The 20,908-nt window shown below is 71.1% G+C and carries 26 protein-coding genes and 1 tRNA gene; 10 read left to right on the forward strand and 17 right to left on the reverse strand.

The window, feature by feature from the left end; translation table 11 throughout:
• Positions 1–25: 25 nt before the first annotated feature.
• Positions 26–415, forward strand: a complete 390-nt coding sequence (locus LY625_RS06980) for a hypothetical protein (RefSeq protein ID WP_233738889.1) — start codon at positions 26–28, stop codon at positions 413–415.
• A 7-nt stretch (positions 416–422) separates the two neighbouring features.
• Here LY625_RS06980 and LY625_RS06985 read toward each other — a convergent pair whose 3' ends face one another.
• From LY625_RS06985 to LY625_RS06995, 3 genes are all read right to left on the reverse strand, one after another.
• Positions 423–1,511 (reverse strand): hybrid sensor histidine kinase/response regulator, encoded by a 1,089-nt coding sequence (locus LY625_RS06985; protein WP_233738891.1) that lies wholly within the window; start codon positions 1,509–1,511, stop codon positions 423–425.
• Between the two features lie 90 nt (positions 1,512–1,601).
• Positions 1,602–2,156 carry a pseudouridine synthase gene (locus LY625_RS06990; RefSeq protein WP_233738893.1) on the reverse strand — a complete coding sequence of 185 codons (555 nt, stop codon included), beginning with the start codon at positions 2,154–2,156 and terminating at the stop codon, positions 1,602–1,604.
• Between the two features lie 10 nt (positions 2,157–2,166).
• The gene (locus LY625_RS06995) at positions 2,167–3,045 is read right to left on the reverse strand and encodes a methyltransferase (protein ID WP_233738895.1); all 879 of its coding nucleotides are present in this window, start codon (positions 3,043–3,045) and stop codon (positions 2,167–2,169) included.
• 89 nt (positions 3,046–3,134) lie between these two features.
• On the opposite strand from LY625_RS06995, the gene LY625_RS07000 reads away from it, so the two are divergent.
• The 4 genes from LY625_RS07000 to LY625_RS07015 all read left to right on the forward strand — a co-directional run bounded on the left by LY625_RS07000 (position 3,135) and on the right by LY625_RS07015 (position 6,973).
• Complete coding sequence (locus LY625_RS07000; RefSeq protein ID WP_233738905.1) at positions 3,135–3,530, forward strand: GntR family transcriptional regulator; 396 nt, start codon at positions 3,135–3,137, stop codon at positions 3,528–3,530.
• A gap of 2 nt (positions 3,531–3,532) precedes the next feature.
• Positions 3,533–4,480, forward strand: coding sequence for an ABC transporter ATP-binding protein (locus LY625_RS07005; RefSeq protein WP_233738907.1), 948 nt, complete (start codon positions 3,533–3,535; stop codon positions 4,478–4,480).
• Entirely contained in the window at positions 4,477–5,967 is a 1,491-nt protein-coding gene (locus LY625_RS07010; RefSeq protein WP_233738909.1) for a hypothetical protein, read from the forward strand. The genes LY625_RS07005 and LY625_RS07010 overlap by 4 nt, the downstream gene beginning before the upstream one ends.
• 73 nt (positions 5,968–6,040) lie before the next feature.
• Entirely contained in the window at positions 6,041–6,973 is a 933-nt protein-coding gene (locus LY625_RS07015; RefSeq protein ID WP_233738911.1) for a DUF4344 domain-containing metallopeptidase, read from the forward strand.
• Positions 6,974–6,988: 15 nt separating this feature from the next.
• Here the strand turns inward: LY625_RS07015 and LY625_RS07020 are convergent, their stop codons facing one another.
• On the reverse strand, positions 6,989–9,214 hold the full coding sequence (locus tag LY625_RS07020) for an NADP-dependent isocitrate dehydrogenase (protein ID WP_233738913.1): 2,226 nt from the start codon (positions 9,212–9,214) through the stop codon (positions 6,989–6,991).
• A 224-nt stretch (positions 9,215–9,438) separates the two neighbouring features.
• Here LY625_RS07020 and LY625_RS07025 point away from each other — a divergent pair, with 224 nt between their 5' ends.
• Both LY625_RS07025 and LY625_RS07030 read left to right on the forward strand, forming a co-directional pair.
• Entirely contained in the window at positions 9,439–9,732 is a 294-nt protein-coding gene (locus tag LY625_RS07025; protein WP_233738915.1) for a hypothetical protein, read from the forward strand.
• A gap of 2 nt (positions 9,733–9,734) precedes the next feature.
• Complete coding sequence (locus tag LY625_RS07030) at positions 9,735–10,073, forward strand: tRNA-binding protein (RefSeq protein ID WP_233739085.1); 339 nt, start codon at positions 9,735–9,737, stop codon at positions 10,071–10,073.
• Positions 10,074–10,098: 25 nt separating this feature from the next.
• Here LY625_RS07030 and LY625_RS07035 read toward each other — a convergent pair whose 3' ends face one another.
• From LY625_RS07035 to LY625_RS07090, 12 genes are all read right to left on the reverse strand, one after another.
• The gene (locus LY625_RS07035; RefSeq protein WP_233738917.1) at positions 10,099–10,413 is read right to left on the reverse strand and encodes a multidrug efflux SMR transporter; all 315 of its coding nucleotides are present in this window, start codon (positions 10,411–10,413) and stop codon (positions 10,099–10,101) included.
• Between the two features lie 151 nt (positions 10,414–10,564).
• Complete coding sequence (locus LY625_RS07040; protein WP_233738919.1) at positions 10,565–10,957, reverse strand: YkgJ family cysteine cluster protein; 393 nt, start codon at positions 10,955–10,957, stop codon at positions 10,565–10,567.
• 17 nt (positions 10,958–10,974) lie between these two features.
• Positions 10,975–11,694, reverse strand: a complete 720-nt coding sequence (locus LY625_RS07045; RefSeq protein WP_233738921.1) for a UPF0149 family protein — start codon at positions 11,692–11,694, stop codon at positions 10,975–10,977.
• Between the two features lie 108 nt (positions 11,695–11,802).
• Positions 11,803–12,315, reverse strand: coding sequence for a hypothetical protein (locus LY625_RS07050; RefSeq protein ID WP_233738923.1), 513 nt, complete (start codon positions 12,313–12,315; stop codon positions 11,803–11,805).
• Positions 12,316–12,349: 34 nt separating this feature from the next.
• Complete coding sequence (locus tag LY625_RS07055; RefSeq protein ID WP_233738934.1) at positions 12,350–12,679, reverse strand: LysM peptidoglycan-binding domain-containing protein; 330 nt, start codon at positions 12,677–12,679, stop codon at positions 12,350–12,352.
• An 80-nt stretch (positions 12,680–12,759) separates the two neighbouring features.
• Entirely contained in the window at positions 12,760–13,572 is an 813-nt protein-coding gene (gene queF, locus LY625_RS07060) for an NADPH-dependent 7-cyano-7-deazaguanine reductase QueF (RefSeq protein WP_233738936.1), read from the reverse strand.
• 58 nt (positions 13,573–13,630) lie between these two features.
• Complete coding sequence (locus LY625_RS07065) at positions 13,631–14,080, reverse strand: YetF domain-containing protein (RefSeq protein ID WP_233738938.1); 450 nt, start codon at positions 14,078–14,080, stop codon at positions 13,631–13,633.
• Between the two features lie 9 nt (positions 14,081–14,089).
• Positions 14,090–14,596 (reverse strand): hypothetical protein, encoded by a 507-nt coding sequence (locus LY625_RS07070; protein WP_233738940.1) that lies wholly within the window; start codon positions 14,594–14,596, stop codon positions 14,090–14,092.
• A gap of 44 nt (positions 14,597–14,640) precedes the next feature.
• Positions 14,641–15,741 (reverse strand): cell division protein ZapE, encoded by a 1,101-nt coding sequence (zapE, locus tag LY625_RS07075; RefSeq protein ID WP_233738941.1) that lies wholly within the window; start codon positions 15,739–15,741, stop codon positions 14,641–14,643.
• Positions 15,734–16,441 carry an alpha/beta fold hydrolase gene (locus tag LY625_RS07080; protein ID WP_233738943.1) on the reverse strand — a complete coding sequence of 236 codons (708 nt, stop codon included), beginning with the start codon at positions 16,439–16,441 and terminating at the stop codon, positions 15,734–15,736. Before LY625_RS07080 ends, zapE begins: the two co-directional genes overlap by 8 nt.
• 75 nt (positions 16,442–16,516) lie before the next feature.
• A complete protein-coding gene (locus LY625_RS07085) occupies positions 16,517–17,032 on the reverse strand; it encodes a c-type cytochrome (protein WP_233738944.1) in 516 nt (171 codons plus the stop codon).
• Between the two features lie 165 nt (positions 17,033–17,197).
• A tRNA-Arg gene (locus LY625_RS07090) sits at positions 17,198–17,274 on the reverse strand.
• Between the two features lie 110 nt (positions 17,275–17,384).
• Between LY625_RS07090 and ubiA the strand changes: the two genes are divergently transcribed.
• Positions 17,385–18,284, forward strand: coding sequence for a 4-hydroxybenzoate octaprenyltransferase (ubiA, locus tag LY625_RS07095; RefSeq protein ID WP_233738946.1), 900 nt, complete (start codon positions 17,385–17,387; stop codon positions 18,282–18,284).
• A gap of 5 nt (positions 18,285–18,289) precedes the next feature.
• On the opposite strand, the gene LY625_RS07100 is transcribed toward ubiA, so the two are convergent.
• Entirely contained in the window at positions 18,290–19,042 is a 753-nt protein-coding gene (locus tag LY625_RS07100) for a ComF family protein (RefSeq protein WP_233738948.1), read from the reverse strand.
• Positions 19,043–19,176: 134 nt separating this feature from the next.
• Here LY625_RS07100 and bioH point away from each other — a divergent pair, with 134 nt between their 5' ends.
• Both bioH and LY625_RS07110 read left to right on the forward strand, forming a co-directional pair.
• The gene (gene bioH, locus LY625_RS07105) at positions 19,177–19,962 is read left to right on the forward strand and encodes a pimeloyl-ACP methyl ester esterase BioH (RefSeq protein ID WP_233738950.1); all 786 of its coding nucleotides are present in this window, start codon (positions 19,177–19,179) and stop codon (positions 19,960–19,962) included.
• Positions 19,963–19,989: 27 nt separating this feature from the next.
• Positions 19,990–20,898, forward strand: coding sequence for a malonyl-ACP O-methyltransferase (locus tag LY625_RS07110; protein WP_233738952.1), 909 nt, complete (start codon positions 19,990–19,992; stop codon positions 20,896–20,898).
• Positions 20,899–20,908: the final 10 nt, after the last annotated feature.

Consider the following 20,908-nt stretch of genomic DNA (forward strand, 5'->3'; position numbering starts at 1 on the left):
CATCCCATCTGCCAGGTAGACCGTGATGAGCCGATTCGATCGCATTTCCGACCGTGCGCTGGACCTTGCCGGCGATGTCGGCGACCGCCTCCGCCATGCGATTCCCGATGACGTCGGACAGCGCCTGCGCGGCGCGCTGCCCAGCCGTGCCGGCGGCGGGCTGCTGGAGACCGGTGTCGCGCTAGGCGCGATGCGCAGCGGCGCGAAGGTCGCAGGCAGCTTCGCCCGGCGCCATCCGGCCGCCCTTGCGGCGACCGTCGCCGGTGCCGGCCTGCTGTGGTACGCGGCGCAGCGCCGCAAGAAGCGCCAGGCCGGCGGCACCACCTACGAGGGCACCGCCACCCGCCTGGATGGCAACGGCAACCCGAGCCGCGACGGCGCCCCGCACGTGCGGCAGGCGCCGGCCGAAGGCTGAGCGCGGCTCAGCCTGCCGCCCCGACCTCGGGCAACTCGATCACGAAGACCGCCCCGCCTCCAGGGCGGTCTTCGTACCAGAGCTGGCCGCCGGCATTGGCCACGATCTGTTTGGCCAGCGACAGGCCCAGCCCGCTGGAAATGCCGTCATCCTCGTCCTGCAGCCGGGTGAACGGCTTGAACAGTTCCCGCTGGCGGCCCGGCGGAATGCCCGGGCCCCGGTCCGCGGCCACCAGTTGCAGGTAACCCGGTGCTCCGGGACGCCCGGCGAGCAGCAACTCGCCCTCGCGGGCGTACTTCATCGCATTGGACACCAGGTTCTCGCCCAGCTGGCGCAGGACCCGGGGGTCGATCGCCACGTGCGCCGGCTCGGGCGGCAGTGACAGCCGCAACGCGATGCCGTGGGCATCGAGCTGGATCTCGTAGCGCTGCTGCAGCCATTCCAGCGTCTCGCGCAGGCAGGCGCTGGCGCTGCCGGGGCCGTCGCCACGGCCGCTGCGGCTTTCCAGGTAGTGCCGGATGTAACCCAGCGCATCGTCCGCGCTTTCGTGGATCATCTGCAGGTAGCGCGGGACACGCTCGGGCCGGCAGCCGTCCTGGCGCAGGATGTCGCTGGCGAACAACACGCTCGACAACGGGTTCTTGAGGTCGTGGGCGACCAGGTTGACCAGTTCCTCGCGCTCGCGGGCGACCCGCTCGAGCCGGTCGCGGGTGAGCTTCAATCCGACGTGGGCGTTGACCCGCGCCAGCAGTTCCTCGGGCAGGAACGGCTTGGTCACGTAGTCGACCACCCCGGCGTCGAAGGCGCGCAGCAGCAGGTCGCGGTCGTGCGCGGCGGTGACGAACACCACCGGCACGTCCAGCCCGCGCTGGTGCAGCGCCTCCAGCACCTCGAAGCCGTCCATGCCCGGCATCATCATGTCGAGCAGGATCAGATCGGGGACCGAAGCGTCGTACAGCGATAGGGCCTGCTCGCCGGCTTCCGCGGTTTCCACCGCGTATCCCTGGCGGCCAAGCAGGGTGCTGACCACGCGCAGGTTGGCCGGCTGGTCGTCAACGACCAGGATGCGGCCGGCAGCGGCGACGGGGGTATTCATTGCGTACAGATGCCATTCACCCAGCTGAACAGGGAAGTTAGCAGAACGGCGACGCCACGGGGCGTCGCGCGCGCCGGTCGGCTGAACGGTTCAAGTCCCCCCATGGCGATCATCGCTGCGCCACTCCCCCGGCGCCAGTCCCTGCAGACGGTGGCGTCCAATGGCGACCCTCACCAGGCGCAACGTGGGAAGCCCCACCGAAGCGGTCATCCGCCGCACCTGGCGGTTGCGGCCCTCGGTGATCACCAGCTCCAGCCAGGCATCGGGCACGGTCTTGCGGAAACGCACGGGCGGGTCGCGCGGCCACAGTGCGGGGGGCGGGTCCAGGCGCCGCACCTCCGCTGGCCGGGTGGGTCCGTCGCGCAGCAGCACGCCCTGCCTGAGCGCCTGCAGTGCTTCCCCCGTTGGTTCGCCTTCCACCTGCACCCAGTAGGTCTTGGCCAGCCTGTGGCGCGGGTCGGTCAACCGGTGGGCGAGCCGTCCGTCGTCCGTGAGCAGCAGCAGGCCCTCGCTGTCGTGGTCCAGCCGGCCGGCCGGGTACACCCGCGGCGGCAGCCCGAAGCCGGCCAGGGTCGGCCGGGGCGGAGTCCCCCGGTCGGTGAACTGGCACAACACCCCGTAGGGCTTGTTGAAGGCGACCAGCAAGTGCGTGGGATCAGTCGGCGGGCTTGCGGAAGCGGAGCGTCATCCGGTCGCTCTCGCCGATGGCGGCGTAGCGCTCGGCGTCGGCCTGGTCGTGGTTGTTGCCTGGCGGCAGTGTCCACACGCCGTTGGGATGGTTGCCGGTGTCCTTCGGGTTGGCGTTGACCTCGCTGGCCTCCTCGAGCACGAAGCCGGCCTCGCCGGCCAGCTCGACCACGCGTGCCTGCGGCACGTAGCCGCTGTCCCTGGTGGCACGCGCGTTGGCCCGGTGCTCGACCACGCCCAGTACGCCGCCAGGACGCAATACTTCGAAGAAGCCCTCGAACATGGCTTCGGCCTGGTCGTTGGACAGCCAGTTGTGCACGTTGCGGAAGGTCAGCACGACGTCCGCGCTTTCCGGTGCGCCGAACACCGGCGCCGACGGGTCGTAGGCCACCACGCCGGCGCGGTCGAACTGCTTCGGCGCCCCGGCGAACAGGGTTTCGAGCTGGTCACGCGCGCGCTGCTGGTAGTCCCGGCCGCCGCCCTCGGGCAGCGCGTCGGGATCGACCACCGCCGCGACGTAGCGGCCGTGGTGGTACAGGTACGGCGCCAGGATCTCCGCGTACCAGCCGCCGCCCGGGGTGATCTCGACCACGCTGTGGGTCGGCTGGACGCCGAAGAATTCCAGGGTCCGGACCGGGTTCCGGAAGGCATCGCGCTCACGGTTGTCGTGGCTGCGCCAGTCGCCGGCCACGACCTGCTGGAGGGTGGGGGCCTCGACGGAGGCCTGGGCCGGATCGTCCTGCTTCGAGGCGGGCGCGGCCAGGCCGGTGGGACGCTCGGCGGGCGCGTCCTGGGCGCAGCCCAGCAGCAAGGCGGGCAGGAGTACGGCGGGCAGCAGTCGTCTCATGGCATTTCCTCACCGTCGTCAGGGAGGCGGCAAGCCTAGCGCAGCCACGGGGCTTGACAAGCGAACCGTGTATTGGTCAATTAATACACATGGACGCAACCATGCTGCACATCCAGCCGGGCGCTGCCGAGCCCATCTACCGGCAGATCATGGAGCAGGTCCGCCGCCTGGTGGCCGGAGGCCAGCTCCAGGCCGGCCAGGAGTTGCCCTCGGTACGTGAAGTGGCTTCCGTGCACGCGATCAACCCGATGACCGTCTCCAAGGCCTACAGCCAGCTGGAAGGCGAGGGCGTGCTCGAGCGCCGGCGCGGGAAGGGAATGGCGGTGGCGGCGCGGGCGGCGGGCAAGGGATCCGCCGGGCACCGGTGGGAACTGATCGGGCCCGGCCTGCAGGTGGTGGCACGCCAGGCGCGGGAACTGGAGCTGCCGGCCGACGAGGTCCTCGACCGGTTGCGGCGGCTGATGAAAAGCGAACCAGGGGAGTGAAGATGGAAGCGACGATTGCCCATGAAACCGCGGTGGCCGGCATGTCGGCCCTCGACCCGCCCCTCGACCCGGCGGGGAACGTCCCGCCGCTGGCGGCCCGCCAGCTGGTCAAGCACTACGACGGGCGGGCTGCCCTGGCCGGCGTGTCGCTGTCGCTGGAGCCGGGAGCCGTGCTGGGCCTGATCGGCCGCAACGGTGCCGGCAAGTCGACCCTGATCCGCGCGCTGCTCGGATTGCTGGAGCCCGAGGCCGGGGAGGCGTGGGTCTGGGGCCAGCCGGCCCTGGCGATGGGGGACGCGGCCAAGGCCCGGCTGGGCTACGTGCCGCAGCAGCCCGAGGCGTTGTCCTGGTTGAAGGTCGGCGACATGCTCGAGTTCGTCGGCCGCTTCTATCCGCGATGGGATGCCGGGTTCGTGCGCAGCACCCTCGCGCGCTGGGAGTTGCCGGCCAACAAGGTGCTGGCCAGGCTTTCCCCGGGCGAGCGCCAGCGGGTCGCGATCATCCGCGCCCTGGCCAGCCAGCCGGAGTTGCTGGTGCTCGACGAGCCGGTCGCCGCGCTGGACCCGGTCGCGCGCCGCGAACTGCTGCGCGAGATCGCCACCCGTGCCGGGGAGTTCGGTACCACCGTGCTGTTCTCCACCCACATCGTGTCCGACCTGGAGCGCGTGGCCTCGCACGTGGCCTTCATGCACCACGGCCAGCTGCTGTTGCAGAGCGAACTCGGCAGCCTCAAGGAACGCCACCTGCGCCTGCATGTCCCGGCCGCGGTCGCCGACCCGCTGGTGGGGCCGGTGCCGGGGGAGGTCGCCCGGCGTCCGAATCCATACGGGGGCCTGAGCGTGGTGCTGGTGCGCGGCGAGGACGGGCCATGGCCGAAGATCGCCCAGGCGCCGGGGGTGCGCCGCGAGGTGTTGTCGCTGGAGGACCTGTTCGTCGAGGTGGCGGGGTGAGCGGCCGGCCAGGCGCGATCCCCGGTGCGTGGCCGAGCCTGCGGGCCGCCGCGCCCATGCCGCTGCGGCTCGCCACCACCCTGGCGGCACTGGTCGGTGTCGCGGGCGCGGTGCTCGCGCGGGTCGCGATCCCGGGTCCGGAGCTTGCAACGCGGGTTGCGGTGATTGTCACGGCCGCCGCGGTCTGCTCGTTCTGGGCCGGCTGGGTACCGCGGTTGTTGCTGCTGCGGATCGACGGCATGGAAGGATGCATTCCCGGGATCGCGCGCGCGGCGCATCGTGCCCTGGCCGTCGCCGCGGTCGCCACCGTGCTCCTGCCTGCGGCGCTGCTGGCGGTCGCGGGGGCCGAGCCGGGGCTGGCACTGGCGGCGCTGGTCGCGGCCGCGGCGGCGGCCATGCTGCTTGCCATGCTCCCGGCGTGGATCTGGCTGGCGGCCTGCTTCCTGCCGCTGGCGGCGATGCTGCTGCATGTCGTCGTTGTGCGGCTGCCGCTGGTATCCAACCTGCAGGTCGACGCGGGTCGGCTTTTCCAGCTGCCCTGGCTCTCCGCCGTGGCGGCAGGGCTGCTGGTGCTGGCGAGCTGGCGCTGGACTGCGGTGGTCCGTGGTCAGGCCCGACCCGGGCGCGGGCTGTGGAGCATGCCCACGGTGCTGGCGAACCGGTCGGGCGCCTGGGGCAGCGCCTGGATGGTCGAGTCGGCGGGGCAGTTGCCCGAGTGGTTCTGGCCCTCCGGGCAGACTGCCGGCGCCGGACCGGACAATGCGGTGCGCACGATCAGGGTGCTCCTGGGCACGCCGTTCGCGCCATTGACCCGCCGGCAATGGCTGTTCCAGTGGGGCGTGGGCGGGATCGCACTGGTGGCGGTCGCGCTTCATCTGATGCCCGGCGGGCAAGGGCACGGCTCCACGGGCGCGGTGTCGGGCTTCATGAAGGGCTTCGTCGAAGGCGGCCTGGCAGGCGGCGTGCTGGGAGGCGCCGGGGTGCTGATCGGCATGTTCGGCACGCGGCTGGACCGGATGGTCCGCAGGCGATCGGGCGAGTTGTCCGAACTCGCGCTGCTGCCCGGGCTGGATCGGTCCGCGGCGACCACCAGCCTGCTGCGCGCCGTCGTCGGCACGCCGGTGAAAAGCCTGCTCGCCGGTACGGTGATCCTGCTGGCGTTCATGGCCGGTGCCGGCGTGGACACCTCCGGCCTGGCCTGGACTGCCGCCGCGTGCGCGGGCATCGGGCTGCTTACCGCGCAGGTTTGCCTGCGGCCGCTGGCGGGACTGCCGATGCTGTGCTGGTGGGGTTACCTGCAGCTCGGGTTCGCCTTGCTGCTGGTGCTGGCCACCACCGGCCTGGCGGTCAACGGCCGCTCTTCGGAGCCAATATTGGCCGGCCTGCTCGCGGCGCTCTGGATGCCCGTCCTGCTGGCCTCGGGCCTGCAGGTCGCCCAGGCCTGGCGGCGGATCAGGGCACGCCCCCACCCCTTCGTGCAGGACTGAGCCAGCCGGCGGGTACTATCCGCGCATGGGGATCGGATCGCTACTGCGCGGATGGCTTCTGGCCGGACTGGCAATGGCCGCGTTTGCGCCCGCCGCCGCGCGGAGCGCGGACGTGCCGTCGTCGGCGGCGGACACGCGGGTCCGGGCGGTGACTCCCGCCGGGAACTTCCGCTATGCCTACCTGCCACCGCGCTCCCCGGACCTCGAGCCGGTCCATGCACGCATGGAAAGCCTGGACCTGCTGCGCCGCCTGCCCGAACTGCACTGGCTGGACGGCCTGCTGGTGCTGCCCGGGCCGGTGACCTACATCGCCGCCGAGTGCGGCGAGGCGGACGCGTTCTATGACCCGCGCCGCGCCAACGTGGTGCTGTGCTACGAGATGCTCACGGTGCTGTATCGCCAGGGTGGGGAGCGCGCGGAAGTGCTGGGCATCACCGGCGTGGATGCGGTCGAGGCGGCCGAGGACTATGTCTGGGCCAACCTGCGTTTCATCGCCTCGCACGAGACCGGGCATGCGCTGATCGACCTGCTGGACCTGCCGGTGACCGGCCGGCAGGAGGACGCGGTCGACCAGTTCGCGACCTCGCTGATGCAGCACATCGGCGAGGAGGGCGAGTCGCGGCGCCAGGCGGTCGACAACCTGCGCATGGCCGCGCACTGGTTCCTGACCCGGGTCGAGGAGCAGGCCGACGACGAGGGCGGGTTCTCGCTGGATGCCTACGCCGACACCCACTCACTCGGGTTGCAGCGCTACTTCAACCTGCAATGCCTGCTGTACGGCTCGGATCCGCAGCGCTTCGCCGCCATCGTTGAAAGCGGCGACCTACCGGTCTCCCGCGCGCGCTATTGCCCCGGGGAGGCAAGGCGCGCGCAGGAAGCTTGGGTGCGGCTGCTGCTGCCGCACTTCTCGCCAGCCCGCCCGGAGCTGCGCCAGGAAGCGGAAGAGTGGCTGCGCCGGCGGGCCGGCGAACGCTCGACCCGCAGGAGCGGCTTCATCCGCGACTGACGGCCAGCGGGGCAATCACAGCGCGGCCAGCGCCTGGTTGAACGTCGCCGACGGCCGCATCGCACTGGCCAGCTTCTGCACGTCCGGGTGGTAGTACCCGCCCAGCCCGACCTCCTGCCCCTGCACCGCGACCAGCTCGCCGACGATCTTCTGCTCGTTGCCGGCCAGCGCCTGGGCCAGTGGGGCGAACCGCGCCTTCAGTTCCGCGTCCTCGTCCTGCGCCGCCAGCGCTTCGGCCCAGTACAGCGCCAGGTAGAAGTGGCTGCCGCGGTTGTCGATGCCGCCCAGCTTGCGGGTGGGCGAGCGGTTCTCGTCGAGGATCCGCGCGTTCGCCGTATCCAGCGTGTCGGCCAGCACCCGGGCCCTGGCGTTGCCGGTGGTCTGCGCCAGGTGCTCGAGCGAGGCGCCCAGCGCCAGGAACTCGCCCAGCGAATCCCAGCGCAGGTAGTCCTCGGCCTGGAACTGCTGCACGTGCTTGGGCGCGCTGCCGCCGGCGCCGGTCTCGAACAGCCCGCCGCCGGCCATCAGCGGCACGATCGAGAGCATCTTGGCGCTGGTGCCCAGCTCCATGATCGGGAACAGGTCGGTCAGGTAGTCGCGCAGCACGTTGCCGGTGACCGAGATGGTGTCCTCGCCGCGGCGGATGCGCTCCAGCGAAAACGCCATCGCCTCGGCCGGCGACAGGATGCGGATGTCCAGGCCGTCGGTGTCGTGGTCCTTGAGGTAGGCCTCGACCTTTTCGATCAGCTGGGTGTCGTGCGCGCGCTGCGGGTCGAGCCAGAACACCGCCGGGGTGTTGCTCAACCGGGCGCGGTTGACCGCCAGCTTCACCCAGTCGCGCACCGGCGCGTCCTTGGTCTGGCACATGCGGAACAGGTCGCCGGCCTGCACCGGCTGCTGCAGCAGCACCTTGCCGGCCTCGTCGACCACGCGGATGGTGCCGTCGCGTGGAGCGCGGAAGGTCTTGTCGTGGCTGCCGTACTCCTCGGCCTTCTGCGCCATCAGGCCAACGTTGGGCACGCTGCCCATGGTCGCCGGGTCGAAGGCGCCGTTCGCCTTGCAGTCCTCGATCACCGCCTGGTAGATGCCGGCGTAGCTGCGGTCCGGGATGATCGCCTTGGCGTCCTGCAGCTCGCCCTCCGGATTCCACATCCGGCCGCCGTCGCGGATCATCGCCGGCATCGAGGCATCGACGATCACGTCGCTGGGCACGTGCAGGTTGGTGATGCCCTTGTCGGAGTTGACCATCGCCAGCGCCGGGCGTTCGGCATACAGCGCGTCGATGTCGGCGCGGATGCTCGCGGCCAGTTCGGCGGGCAGCTGGTCCAGGCGCGCGTACAGGTCGCCGATGCCGTTGTTGGCGTCGAAGCCGGCTTCCATCAGCTCGCGGTCGTACTTGGCCAGCACCGGGGCGTAGAAGCGGTTGACCGCCACGCCGAAGATGACCGGGTCGGACACCTTCATCATCGTCGCCTTCAGGTGCAGCGAGAACAGCACGCCGGTGGCCTTCGCGTCCTCGATCTGGGTGTCGATGAACTGCGCCAGCCGGCGGGTGTCCATCACCGCGGCGTCGATCACCTCGCCCTCCATCAGGGCGGTCTTGTCCTTGAGCACCGTGGTGACGCCATCCGTGCCCAGCAGTTCGATGCGTACGTTCCCGGCGGCATCGACGGTGAGCGACTGCTCGCTGCCGTAGAAGTCGCCGCCGTCCATGTGCGCGACGTGCGACCGGCTGTCGGCCGACCAGGCCGCCATGCGGTGCGGGTGCTTGCGGGCGAACTGCTTGACCGCGGCCGGCGCCCGGCGGTCGGAGTTGCCCTCGCGCAGCACCGGGTTGACCGCGCTGCCCTTGACCCGGTCGTAGCGCGCCTTGGCGTCGCGCCCGGCGTCATCCTTCGGCTCCTCCGGGTAGTCCGGCAGCGGGTAGCCCTGGGCCTGCAACTCCTTGATGGCGGCCTTCAGCTGCGGTACCGAGGCGGAGATGTTCGGCAGCTTGATGATGTTGGCCTCGGGCGTCTTCGCCAGCTCGCCGAGCTCGGCCAGGTCGTCCGATACCCGCCTGTCGTCCGGCAGCACGTCCGGGAACTGCGCCAGGATGCGCGCGGCCAGCGAGATGTCGCGGGTTTCCACCTCGACCCCCGCGGTCTCCACGAAGGCCTCGACGATCGGCAGCAGCGACTGGGTGGCCAGGAGCGGCGCTTCGTCGGTGAGGGTGTAGATGATCCGTGGGGACTGGGACATGGAGCCTCCGAAGGATGCGCGCCGGGAGCGGGCGCGCGGGAAGGTGGGCCGGCCATTGTCGCGCCGTGGGAGCGGTTGGGCAAAAAGAACTCCGCAGTGGCCGGGGACACAAGCCGCAGGGACGAACTGTTCGGTCCTGACCGGTGTTCTGGCGGCGGAGATCGTCGACAATCCCTCGAGAACTTACGGAACGTCAGCGCAGGGCTGAGCGGTGAGGAGCAGGAATGAGCAAGTCAGCGGTGCACACCACGGGCGCAAAGGTCTTCTTCTGGCTGGCGGTCATCCTCGCCGGCCTGAACCTGTTCCGGTTCGTGTTCTCCGGGTGGGCGCTGGATGACCTGCTCGCCGGCGCCGGTTTCGCACTGATCGCCTACGGGGCCACCCGCAACGGCTTTGGCCGCCCGGTTGACGGCGAAGGACAGCCGCTGCCGGTGGACCCGCATGCGCGGATCGCGACGCTGGCCGGCATGGCGTTGGTGGTCGTCGGGCTGGTGCTCGAAGCCGGTGCGCGCGGATGAACATGCAGGAAATCGGCTGGGAGGACTTCAGCCGCGTCGAGCTGCGCGTCGGCCGCGTCCTCCGCGTCGAACCGTTCCCGGAGGCACGCAAACCGGCCTACATCCTGCAGGTCGACTTCGGTCCGGAGATCGGCGTCCGCAAGTCGAGTGCGCAGATCACCGCGCTTTACACGCCGGAGGAACTCGTCGGCCGCCAGGTGGTGGGGGTCGTGAACTTCCCGAAGAAGCAGATCGGGCCGCTGATGTCGGAGTGCCTGGTGACTGGCTTCCACAACGCGAACGGTGAGGTCGTGCTGTGCGTCCCCGACCGCGAGGCGCCACTGGGGACGAAGCTGCTGTGATGCCCCGCGCCCTTGGGGGCGGGGCTCAGGACGACAGCTTCATCAGCACCAGACCGGACACGATCAGCACCGCGGCGGTCACCCGCATCGGGGTGAGTGGCTCGCCCAGCACGGCGGCCCCGACCACGAAGGCACCCACCGCGCCGATGCCGGTCCAGATCGTGTAGGCGGTGCCCAGGGGGAGGGTGCGCATCGACCAGGCCAGCAGCACGAAGCTCACGATCATGGCCACGAGGGTGACCGCCGTGGGGACGGGGCGGGTGAACCCGGCGGATTGCTTCATCGAGAACGCCCAGACGACTTCGAACAGCCCGGCGATGAAAAGGGAGATCCAGGCCATGTGGCCCTCCTGTCATGGGGCCGGGCCGTCCCGGTCGTGTGCGCCCGCGATGGGGGAGGTCGTCCTCTCTGCGGGCGATTCTACCGCCTGGTCGCGGCGACGCAGGGCGCAACCGCTCCCCTCTTGCGGGCGGCGCGTCGCACCGCCCGCTTCAGGCACTCCTTGGCAACGGCGACCAGCCCGGCCCGTGCGGGTCGTTCCAGGTTCCCGGCGTCAGTGGCGCCAGCCCATGCGCGGCCCGTGCGCGGTCGCATTGCGGGCTGGGCTGGCCGCTCTCCCAGGCGGGCTGCAGCGCCCGGCAGGGCGAGGGCCGCCGCTCGTAGATGCCGCAACTGGCAGCGGTGCCGACTTCGCCTTCCAGCGCGATGCAGCGCGGGCTGGGCCCGCCACGCGTGCCACGCATGGCCACGCGGTGGGGATCCAGCTTCGCGGTAAGGTCCGCGGGCGTGTTCCCACCCATGAAGGGCTCGGTCTCGGACCAGTGGAAGGCGACACGGAAGTGGGCGCAGCAGGCGCCGCAGGTCAGGCAGGGGTGTTCGGGCATGGCACTGGCGCCGTCGTTCAGTCCGCCCCGCAACACTTCTTGTACTTCTTGCCGCTGCCGCAGGAGCACGGATCGTTGCGGCCGGGCGCGGCTTCCTGGCGCAGCGGTTCGCGCGGGGTCATCGCCTGTACCCGGTGGTGGTTGAGGTCGCCAAGGATGTCCGGCAGCCGGGCGACGATCTCCAGCCGCTCCCTGTATCCGATGGGGGTGCCTTCGGCGGTCGGGTCCTCGGCCATGATCTCGCCGCTGGCGAGGCGGTCGAGCAGTTCGAAGGCATGGTCGATCCAGTCATGGTCGTCCAGCCATTGTTCCCATTCCATCTCGCGCAGTTCGACCGCGGTGAAGAAGCCCAGGGCCCAGTCGCGCCCGACATCGAGCTCATCCAGGTCGTCCTGCTCATCGGCTTCCTCGTCGGTGGGCAGCCACAGCAGCGGGGCGAGGTGGTCGGGCAGGCTGTCGCCGTCGTGGCGCACGCGGGCGCTGGCCATGGCGTGGTGGCTGGCCAGCAGCTGCTCGATGTCGGCGCGCTCGGCGTCGTCGTCCCAGCGTGGCGGGGTGCCCCAGACCGCCGGCTGCCACTGTTCCAGCGGCAGGGGTTCGCCCGGGCTGACCGCCAGCGCGGACAGGTAGCCGTCGAGTGCCTCGAGGTTGAAGCCGCGATGCGGGACCGCGCGCTGGTCGAGCAGGTCGGCCAGGCGCTCGATGGCGGCATCGTCCAGGTAACGGGATGTGCTCATGCAGCCTCCGGCGCTTGGGAGTCCGCATGGTAGCGGGCGCTGCGCAAAAAAAGGGGCGCGGACCCACCCGCGCCCCGCATGCCCGCCCAGGGCGGGAGAGAGAAGGTCCTACCGCACCGTGAAGCTGGTGGAATCGGCGCGCGCGCCGTCGACCGTGACCTCGACCGTGTAGGTGCCGGCGGGCCAGTCGTTGGCGTTGTTGAAGGTGATGTTGGTGGTTTCCGAACCGGTGGTGTTGAGCGTCTGGCGCTCTTCGCCGGCCACCTGGCCGTCCTGGTACACCAGACGGGCGCCGAGCTCGACGTTGCTGGCCGCACCGTCGGTCCGGACCGAAACCACGACCGGGTCGCCGGCGGCGAAGGTGGTGGTCGGGTTGCTGATCGAGCGGTCCGCTCCGGCCCTCGTACCCAGCGTTACCGAAGTGACGTTCACCGCGGTTTCCGGGGCCCGGGTCGCCGGCGGCATGCCGGTGTCGGGCGGGGTCATCGGGCTGGTGGCCGCGGGGGCTGTCGCCGGCGGCAGTTCACCGGCGTGGTCGCGGTTGGCGTCGCGGTTGCAGCCCGCCAGTGCGGTGGCCGCCAGTGCCGCGGCCAGGGTCAGGTGAAGGGGCTTGAGGGTCATCGGGTGCTCCTTGGAACGTGGGGGTCCGGGCGGCTCAACGCTCTGGACTGATCTGCGGAATCTTCAACACCTGCCCGGACTGGATCCGGTCGGGGTCGTCGAGCTGGTCACGGTTGGCCTCGTAGATTTCCCGCCAGCCACTGGCCTTGCCGTAGAAGTGCTGGGCGATGTGCGACAGGGTGTCGCCGCGCTGGACCACGTAGGTCTGGGTGGCCGGTTCGCCGACCTGCTCGGCGCTGCTGTCGGTGCGGCTGCTCACCCTGGAGAAGTCGGCCTTGCCCTGTCCCGCGCTGCGCGGGGCGCTGCTGTCAGTGCTCGATCGCACTCCCGAAAAATCGGGCTTGTTGTCACGGGTACTGATCATCGGGGTCTCCTGCCCTGGGGCTGGCGACCACGATGGCAGCGGGTTTGTTAATGGAACATCGCGCCGTGGTGAAGGTGCGGCTACTGGCGCAGGTCGCGCCCGGCGGCAGGAGCCGAGGTCCCGGGCGTCGCCCGCCAGGGATTGATGTCCAGGCCGCCGCGGCGGGTATAGCGCGCCTCGACCGACAGCCACTGCGGGGCAGCGACGCGGCCCAGGTCGGTGAAGACCTGTTCCACGCATTGCTCGTGGAAGCCGCAGTGGTCGCGGAAGGACACCAGGTAGCGCAGCAGCCCGGCGCGGTCCAGCCGCGGCCCGCGGTAGGCGATCGACACCCGCGCCCAGTCCGGCTGGCCGGTGACCGGGCAGTTCGACTTGAGCAGCGCGCTGGTGAGCGTCTCCTCGACCAGCGTGGCGTGGTCGGCCGACAGCAGGCCGGCGTCCGGCGGGCCGTAGCTGCCGATGGCGACGTCCAGAGCATCGATGCAGGTGCCCGCCGGCGCCGCGTCGAAGGCAGGGAGGCCGAAGGCGACCTGTACCGGCGCTCCGGCCGCGGTCGACAGGTCGGTGGTGATACGCGCGAGCACCTCCCGCGCGCTGGCGAAGCGGGTGGCGTTGAAGGAATTCAGGTACAGCTTGAGCGACTTGGATTCCACCAGGTCCGGCGAATCGGCCGGCACGAGGATGGTGGCGGTCTCCACCACCGGCTTGCCGCGTCCGTCCAGCCAGCCCAGTTCATAGGCGTGCCAGCGGTCATGGCCGGTGAACGGCAGGGCGCCGTCCTCCAGCCCGAGGCTGGCGCGCCCGGTACTGCGCGGGATCGGAAACAGCAGCGAGGCGTCGTACCGGCGCGGGTAGTCGACCTGGCGGCCGAGCGGGAGGTCGGAGCTGGACATGCCGCCATTATCGCCCCGTTCCGCGGTCATGCCCGCGCACGCGCGGCTCCACCAGCGCTCACCGCGACGACTCCGGTATCACCGAAATCGATCCGTCCCGCTCCAGCACCGCGTACTTCACCTGCCGCATGTTCTCCAGCCCGTGCAGGCCCCGGGCCGCCTCCAGGATGTCGTCCTCTTCCACCCGCGCCTTGTCCATGCGTCCGGTCAGCGGCGTGCCGTTCTCGACCAGTATCAGGGGCACGTCGTCGAGCAGCCGGCTGGCGACATCCGAGCGCCCCTTGAGCCAGGCGAAGCCCAGTTCCATCAGCACCAGGGTGACGACCAGGATGAAGGCGTGGGTCAGCGACGGGTTGCCGCTGGCGAGGGCGTTCGACACCGCCTCGCTGATCAGCAGCAGCAGGATCATGTCGAACGCGGTCATCTGCGCCAGCGTCCGGCGACCGCCGACGCGGAACACCACCATCAGGAACAGGTAGATCACCGCCGCACGCAGCACCGCTTCCATGGGGTCTCCTCAGGGATAGACAAAAAGCCGGAGTGGTACCGCCTCGCCGCGGCCGCCATCCGCGGCGACCGCGCGCACCGTCGCCTCCAGGCGGCCGATCCCGTCGGGCTCCAGCTGCAATGCGACGGCCGCGGTGCCCTCGGCGAAGTGGCATTCGATCGAGCCGGCGCTGTGCCGGACCTGCTCGGGCTGGGGCGTGACGTGGTCGATGTCGACCTCCCCGACCAGCGGACCCTGCAGCACCAGCACCAGCGGTGCGCCGCCCGGAGCCGGGTCCAGCTGCACCTGCACCGGAACCCGGGCATGGCGCTGCGCGAAGCGGGGGTGCTCGACCCGCAGCGGTCCGGAGTCCACGTGTGCCCGGCTCAGCGGGCCGCCGTCGCCGAGCAGGCCGCTGAGCGCCCCCGCCAGCAGCAGGACCATCAGGCCCACGCCCACCATCCGCACCACGCGGAAGCGGCGCTGGAAATCCAGGTGCTGGTGGATCTGCAATGAGGGCGGCGCGTCCGTATTCATGTCCGGACTGTCGCCACGGCAATGTGGAAGCCGCGTGTGCTTGCTCAGCAGCGGTGGTCGAGCGCCAGGTACTCCGCCGAGCGCATCTCGATCAGTCGCGAGGCGGTGCGGTCGAAAGCGCCCAGCAACCTGCGGCCGCGGTACAGGTGCGTGGGCGTGGCGGCGGCGGTGCAGACCAGGTTGACCTGGCGGTCGTAGAGCTCATCGACCAGGTGCACGAAACGGCGTGCCGGATCGTCGTTGTTGCCGTCGAACAGCGGGATGTCGCCGACCAGCACGGTGTGGAATTCGGTGGCGATCTCGATGTAGTCGGCGACCGACCGCGGGCCGTCGCAGATGGCACCGAAATCGAACCAGGCATGGCCGTCGGCGAGCCCGCGCACCGGGATCGGCCGCGCCTCGATCACCAGCGGCCCGCGCTGGCGCGCCGCGCCGGCGGTCAGCTCGGCCCAGCGGCCGGCAAGCCAGGCATCGGCCTCCTCGTCCAGCGGCGAGCGGTACACCGGCGAGCCGGTCAGCGCGCGCAGGCGGTAGTCGGTGTCGCTGTCCAGGTGGAGCACCCGGCAGTGTTGCTCGATCAGCGCGATCGCCGGCAGGAAACGCTCGCGCTGCAGCCCGTCCCTGAACAGGCCGGAAGGCTCGATGTTGGACGTGGTGACCAGTGCGACGCCTTCGGCGAACAGGTGCTCGAGCAGCCGCCCGAGCAGCATCGCATCGCCGATGTCATGGACGAAGAACTCGTCCAGCACCAGCACCCGCAGCTCGTCGCGCCACTCGCGGGCGATGGTCCGCAGCGGATCGGACTCGCCGGCGTGCCCGCGCAGCCGGGCGTGGATCTCGCGCATGAAGCGGTGGAAATGGGTCCGGCGCTTGGCACTGATCGGCAGGCCGTCGAAGAACAGGTCGATCAGGAAGGTCTTGCCGCGGCCGACCCCACCCCACAGGTACAGCCCCTGGGGCGCCGGCGCCGGTCGCCCGCGCAGGCGGTCGAGCAGGCCGCGCGGGTCGAGGGCGATCAGGGCGGCGTGCAGCCGGTCGAGCTCGGCCAGGGCCCGGTGTTGCGCGGGGTCGTCGTTCCAGTCGCCGCGGGCGACGCCCTGCGCATAACGCTGGCCCGGCAGTGCCGCATCGGCGGCTTCAGGCATCGTTGCCGTCCACCGGCGGTGGCAGCCACGGGCGTACGCCGTTCTTCACCGCACCGCGCAGGTCGATCAGCTTGCGGTGGAAGAAGTGGCTGCTGTCGGGGATCCGGACCAGCTCGGGGCGCCGCGGCAGCGAGTCGACCCAGGCGTAGACCTTCTGCGGATCGACCACCTCGTCGGCCTCGCCCTGGATCACCAGCCAGGGGCCGTCGAACGGCGCGATGTCCTCGAAGCCGTAGCTGGAGCGGCCGGCCGGCGGCGCGATCATGATCAGCCCGCCCGGCTTCACGTCGGCCGAGACCTTGTAGGCCATTCCCGAGCCGAAGCTGAAGCCGGCCAGCCACAACTCGGCATCCGGGCGCTGCTCCCTCACCCAGGCGACCACCGCGCGCACGTCGTCGGCCTCGCCGTTGCCCTCGTCCCAGCTGCCCGCGGAAGCGCCGACCCCGCGGAAGTTGAAGCGCACCGTGGTGGCGCCGCACTGCTGCAGGGCGCGGGCGGTCATGGTGACCACCTTGTTGTGCATGGTGCCGCCCTCGGTGGGCAGCGGGTGGCAGATCACCGCCACCAGGTTGCGGCGCGGGCAATCCGGGTCGTGTCCTTCGACGGCGGCCTCGATGTCGCCGGCCGGCCCCTGCAGGGTGACCGGGACCGTTTTGCCCTCGTCGAGCAGGGCCTGGGCGGGGAACACGGGGTTGCTCATGCTTGCCATGATAAGCGCCCGGGAACGGCAACGCCGCCCGGAGGCGGCGTCATGCGGGCGCGGCATGGCGCGGGATCAGTTGAGGTTGTCGAGCATCCAGTCGACGGTGGCGATGACCTGCTCGTCGGTCAGGGCCGGGTTGCCGCCCTTGGGCGGCATCACGCCGGCGCTGCCGGTGAAGCCCTCGATGGCGTGGTGGTGCAGGGTGTCCACGCCCTGGGCGATGCGTGCGGTCCAGTCGGCGCTGACCATGGTCGGGGCACCGCCGGCGCCACTGGAGTGGCAGCCCGAACACAGGTTGTTGAAGATCACCGAGCCGTCGAGGGTGCCGTCGTAGGCCACGTTGGCGGTGGCCGCCGCCGCCGCCGCGGCAGCCGCCGCGGCCTGCGCCGCCGCGCCGGTGCTGCCCGCGTAGACCGCGCCGGCCGGCGCGATGCGCATCTCGGTGCGCCGGGCCATGCTGTCGGGCACCTCGGTGGGCAGCGACTTGTGGACCATCCACGAGCCGATCAGCAGCCCCAGCGCCAGCAGCACCAGGAAGCCGATCATGACGGAGAACTTCTTCAGGAATTCCAGGTCGTAGTTGCGCACGATCCACCCTTTGCAGCGCCCAGGGCCGGGCGCATGGCCATTGTGTGTTGGCGGCAGCCGCCGCGCCGCGCGCCAGTATAGCCCCGCAGGTCCGCGGTACCGGGCTGGCGCAAGGGGCGGATTATTCCAGAAAGCGGGCCGTCGAGGCGAGCGGGGAAGCTTGAATGGCGCGCCTGGAGGGATTCGAACCCCCGACCAATGGCTTCGGAAGCCACTACTCTATCCGGCTGAGCTACAGGCGCGCTGGCCGCCGCGGCCTTGCGCCGGGCGGACCGGCATTCTAGCGGCAAACGCGGGCGCGCTGCACGCCCGCGATACGGCCCCTTCGCCGCGGTGCTCCATAATGGCGGCCATGAGCTCCCCCGCTTCGCAGGCGCCGGTCCGTCCGGCGTGGAAGTCGCGCCTGGATGCGTATTGGCGCCTGACCCGCAATGACCGTCCGATCGGCTGGCTGCTGCTGTTGTGGCCGACCTGGTGGGCGTTGTGGATCGCCTCCGGCGGAGTGCCGGCGCCGTGGACCTGGTTCGTGTTCACCGCCGGTGTCTGGCTGACGCGTTCGGCGGGCTGCGTGATCAACGATTACGCCGACCGCTGGCTCGATCCGCACGTGGAGCGCACCCGCGGCCGCCCGCTGGCCACCGGCGAGGTGTCCGGACGCGAGGCGCTGGTGCTGTTCGCGCTGCTGATGCTGGCGGCGTTCGCGCTGGTGCTGACGCTGAACCGGCTGACGGTGCTGCTCAGCTTCGTCGGCCTGCTGCTGGCCGCGACCTATCCCTATCTGAAGCGCTACACCCACCTGCCGCAGGTGTACCTGGGGATGTCCTTTGGCTGGGCGATCCCGATGGCCTTCGCCGCGGTGCTGGGGGAAATCCCTCCCGTGGGCTGGCTGCTGTACGTGGCCAACATCGTCTGGTCGACCGCCTATGACACCTGGTATGCGATGGTCGACCGCGAGGACGACCTGAAGGTCGGCGGCAAGTCCACCGCGATCCTGTTCGGCCGCCTGGACCTGCAGATCCAGGGCGTGCTGTACGCGCTGGTGTTCCTCGCGCTGGTGCTGGTCGGCCAGCGGGCGGGACTGGGGGTGCCGTATCGCGCCGGTCTGGGCGTGGCGCTGGTGCTGGTGGCCTGGGAGTTCTGGATCTGCCGCGGACGCGAGCGGGCGCCGTGCTTCCGCGCCTTCCTGCACAACCACTGGGTGGGGATGTCGGTCTTCGCCGGCATCGCCGCGGAATTCGCCCTGCGCGGCTGACCCCCTCAAAGCGCCCGTCCGCAGACCCAGGCGTCGACCCGTCGCACCCCTGCGTCCAGCAGGGCTTCGGCGGCGGCGTGCAGCGTGGCCCCGGTGGTCATGACGTCGTCGACCAGCACCACGTGGCCCGGCAGCCCGCCGGAGCCGGATACGACGAAGGCATCGAGCAGGTTCTCCCGCCGCGATGCCGCGTCCAGCGTCGATTGCGCGCGGGTGTGGCGCTGGCGCCGCAGCAAGCCGGCCTGCAGGTCCACCTCCAGGACCGCCGCCAGCGGTTTTGCCAACTCCAGTGCCTGGTCGTAGCCACGCTGGCGCAGCCGCGCGCGGTGCAGCGGGACGGGTACCAGCGCGGCCGGCCGTGGCAGCCCGGCGAAAGCGCGCGCCATGAGCTGCGACATCAGCCGTCCGGCGGCCAGGTCGCCGTGGAACTTGAAGCGGGGCAGCAGCCGGTCCAGGGGCGCCTGGTAGCGGCATGCGGCGTGGCAGGCGGCCAGCGGCGGCGGCTCGGTCAGGCAGGCCGCGCAGGTGTCGTCGCCGGCAGGTTGCGGCAGCGGCAGGGCGCAACGGATGCATGCCCGCGGCTGCCAGGGCAGCGCCGCCAGGCAGACGGGGCACAGGTCCAGGCCCTCCACTCCGGGCGCTTCGCAGGCCAGGCAGCGCGAAGGGAACAGCAGGCGGGCGGCGTCGTTGCGCAGCCAGAAGCCGAGCCGCTCGCGGATCCCGAATGCATGTTCCCTCTGGTTGACAGCCTCTTGCATGCTTCCGAGACTGCCGCGCCGGTCGCCCGGGCACAGTCGGAAAACCCCCTTGAATGCTGTCCGCCGCTGGCGCGGCCTGGCGCCGGTCAGCACCCGCATGCGGCGGCCGTCGCGGCGGTCCCACCGGAGCTGCAATGCATATCGAAACCCGTGGCCACGGTCCATCCCTGATCCTGCTGCACGGCTGGGCGATGCATTCCGGACTGTTCGAGCCGCTTGTGGCGCGGCTGGCGGGGCGGTTCACCCTGCATTTTGTCGACCTGCCCGGCCATGGCCACGCCCGCAACGATGACCGCGCGCTGGAACCGGCGGCCTTGGGGCGTGAACTGGCTGCGCGGTTACCGGGTGCGGTATGGCTGGGATGGTCCCTGGGCGGGATGGTCGCGCTGCGTGCCGCGCTCGACCATCCGGGCCAAGTGCGTGGGCTGGTGATGGTCGCCTCCTCGCCGCGCTTCGTGCAGGGCCGGGACTGGCCGCACGGCGTGCGGCCGAGCCTGTTCCGCGAGTTCGGCGACGCGCTTGGCCGTGACTTCCGCGGGACCCTGGACGGCTTCCTGGCACTGGAAGCCCTGGGCTCGCCCGAAGCCACCCGCGAACTGCGTGGATTGCGGGCCCAGGCCTTCGAGCGTGGCGAGCCCGCCCCCCACGTGTTGCAGGAGGGGCTGCGGCTGCTGGAGCAGGTGGACATGCGCGACGAGCTCGGCCGCCTGCGGGTGCCCAGCCTGTGGCTGTCCGGCCGCCGCGACCGCCTGGTGCCGCCGGCTGCGATGACCGCCGCCGCGCGGCTCGCGCCCGGCGCCCACAGCGTGCGGATCGACAATGCCGGCCACGCGCCCTTCCTCGGCGCCCCCGATCGGGTCGCCGCGGAGGTCGCCGCCTTCATCGGTGCCCTCGACCTGCCCGCAGGCCTAGCCCCGTAGGCGTGCCTTCGGGCGACAATGCCGCCCATGCCCGCGCTGTTCGACACCCGCCAGATCCGCCGCGCCTCGTCCCGCGCGGCTTCCACCTACGAAGACGCCGCGATCCTGGAGCGCGAGGTGGGTTCGCGCCTGGCGGAATCCCTGGACTACCTGGACGACCCTTCCTTGGCCCGCCCGGCGCCGGAACTGGTGGTCGACGTGGGCAGCGGGCCCGGCCAGGGCACCGCGCTGCTGCAGGCACGCTGGCCCAAGGCCCGGGTGGTCGCCATCGATCCCGCCCCGGGCATGCTGGCCGCGGTACGCCGCCAGGGCGGGCACAGGCTCAACCCGTTCGTCCGGCGTCCGCACGCCCTGTGCGCCGATGCCCGGGCGCTGCCGCTGGCCGATCGCAGCGTCGACGTCCTGTTCTCCAACCTGTGCCTGCAGTGGGTCGAAGACCTGCCGGGCGTGCTGGCCGGCTTCCGGCGGGTGCTCAAGCCCGGCGGCATGTTGCTGGTCTCGACCTTCGGCCACGACACCCTGTTCGAGCTGCGCCAGGCCTTCGCCGCTGCCGACGAGGCGCCCCATGTCAGCCCCTTCGTGCAGATCGGCCAGTTCGGCGATGCGCTGATCGAAGCCGGCTTCAGGGATCCGGTGATCGACCGCGACGTGTTCCGTGACAGCCGGCCGGACCTGGCTTCGCTGATGCGCCACCTGCGGGCGCTGGGGGCGACCAATGCGCTCGCCGCGCGCCGCCGCAGCCTGACCGGCCCCGGACGCTTCGCCCGGGCGGCAGGCGCCTACGAGGCGATGCGTGCGCCCGGCGGGTCGCTGCCGGTGACCTGGGAAGTGATCTACGCCCAGGCCTGGGGGCCGCCGCCGGGCGCGCCGATCCGCGTCGGCGGGGTGGACGAGGTCCAGGTGCCGGTCACGGCGATCCCGATCCGGCGCCGTTGAGGGGCCTGGC

Origin of the sequence: Lysobacter sp. GX 14042 (assembly GCF_021390425.1) — a bacterium.
Lineage (GTDB): Bacteria > Pseudomonadota > Gammaproteobacteria > Xanthomonadales > Xanthomonadaceae > Novilysobacter.

What these genes read in the sequence shown, in the direction of transcription:
- LY625_RS07030 (WP_233739085.1), top strand. Translation starts at nt 9,735, where the DNA reads ATGCAGGAAATCGGCTGGGAGGACTTCAGCCGCGTCGAGCTGCGCGTC.
- queF (WP_233738936.1), bottom strand. Translation starts at nt 13,572, where the DNA reads ATGTCCAGCTCCGACCTCCCGCTCGGCCGCCAGGTCGACTACCCGCGC.
- LY625_RS07015 (WP_233738911.1), top strand. Translation starts at nt 6,041, where the DNA reads ATGGCCGCGTTTGCGCCCGCCGCCGCGCGGAGCGCGGACGTGCCGTCG.
- LY625_RS07000 (WP_233738905.1), top strand. Translation starts at nt 3,135, where the DNA reads ATGGACGCAACCATGCTGCACATCCAGCCGGGCGCTGCCGAGCCCATC.
- LY625_RS07100 (WP_233738948.1), bottom strand. Translation starts at nt 19,042, where the DNA reads ATGCAAGAGGCTGTCAACCAGAGGGAACATGCATTCGGGATCCGCGAG.
- LY625_RS07035 (WP_233738917.1), bottom strand. Translation starts at nt 10,413, where the DNA reads ATGGCCTGGATCTCCCTTTTCATCGCCGGGCTGTTCGAAGTCGTCTGG.
- LY625_RS07065 (WP_233738938.1), bottom strand. Translation starts at nt 14,080, where the DNA reads ATGGAAGCGGTGCTGCGTGCGGCGGTGATCTACCTGTTCCTGATGGTG.
- LY625_RS07020 (WP_233738913.1), bottom strand. Translation starts at nt 9,214, where the DNA reads ATGTCCCAGTCCCCACGGATCATCTACACCCTCACCGACGAAGCGCCG.
- LY625_RS07005 (WP_233738907.1), top strand. Translation starts at nt 3,533, where the DNA reads ATGGAAGCGACGATTGCCCATGAAACCGCGGTGGCCGGCATGTCGGCC.
- LY625_RS07110 (WP_233738952.1), top strand. Translation starts at nt 19,990, where the DNA reads ATGCCCGCGCTGTTCGACACCCGCCAGATCCGCCGCGCCTCGTCCCGC.
- LY625_RS07055 (WP_233738934.1), bottom strand. Translation starts at nt 12,679, where the DNA reads ATGATCAGTACCCGTGACAACAAGCCCGATTTTTCGGGAGTGCGATCG.
- bioH (WP_233738950.1), top strand. Translation starts at nt 19,177, where the DNA reads ATGCATATCGAAACCCGTGGCCACGGTCCATCCCTGATCCTGCTGCAC.
- LY625_RS07045 (WP_233738921.1), bottom strand. Translation starts at nt 11,694, where the DNA reads ATGAGCACATCCCGTTACCTGGACGATGCCGCCATCGAGCGCCTGGCC.
- zapE (WP_233738941.1), bottom strand. Translation starts at nt 15,741, where the DNA reads ATGCCTGAAGCCGCCGATGCGGCACTGCCGGGCCAGCGTTATGCGCAG.
- LY625_RS06985 (WP_233738891.1), bottom strand. Translation starts at nt 1,511, where the DNA reads ATGAATACCCCCGTCGCCGCTGCCGGCCGCATCCTGGTCGTTGACGAC.
- LY625_RS06995 (WP_233738895.1), bottom strand. Translation starts at nt 3,045, where the DNA reads ATGAGACGACTGCTGCCCGCCGTACTCCTGCCCGCCTTGCTGCTGGGC.
- LY625_RS07080 (WP_233738943.1), bottom strand. Translation starts at nt 16,441, where the DNA reads ATGAGCAACCCCGTGTTCCCCGCCCAGGCCCTGCTCGACGAGGGCAAA.
- LY625_RS07040 (WP_233738919.1), bottom strand. Translation starts at nt 10,957, where the DNA reads ATGCCCGAACACCCCTGCCTGACCTGCGGCGCCTGCTGCGCCCACTTC.
- LY625_RS07050 (WP_233738923.1), bottom strand. Translation starts at nt 12,315, where the DNA reads ATGACCCTCAAGCCCCTTCACCTGACCCTGGCCGCGGCACTGGCGGCC.
- ubiA (WP_233738946.1), top strand. Translation starts at nt 17,385, where the DNA reads ATGAGCTCCCCCGCTTCGCAGGCGCCGGTCCGTCCGGCGTGGAAGTCG.
- LY625_RS07025 (WP_233738915.1), top strand. Translation starts at nt 9,439, where the DNA reads ATGAGCAAGTCAGCGGTGCACACCACGGGCGCAAAGGTCTTCTTCTGG.
- LY625_RS07070 (WP_233738940.1), bottom strand. Translation starts at nt 14,596, where the DNA reads ATGAATACGGACGCGCCGCCCTCATTGCAGATCCACCAGCACCTGGAT.
- LY625_RS06980 (WP_233738889.1), top strand. Translation starts at nt 26, where the DNA reads ATGAGCCGATTCGATCGCATTTCCGACCGTGCGCTGGACCTTGCCGGC.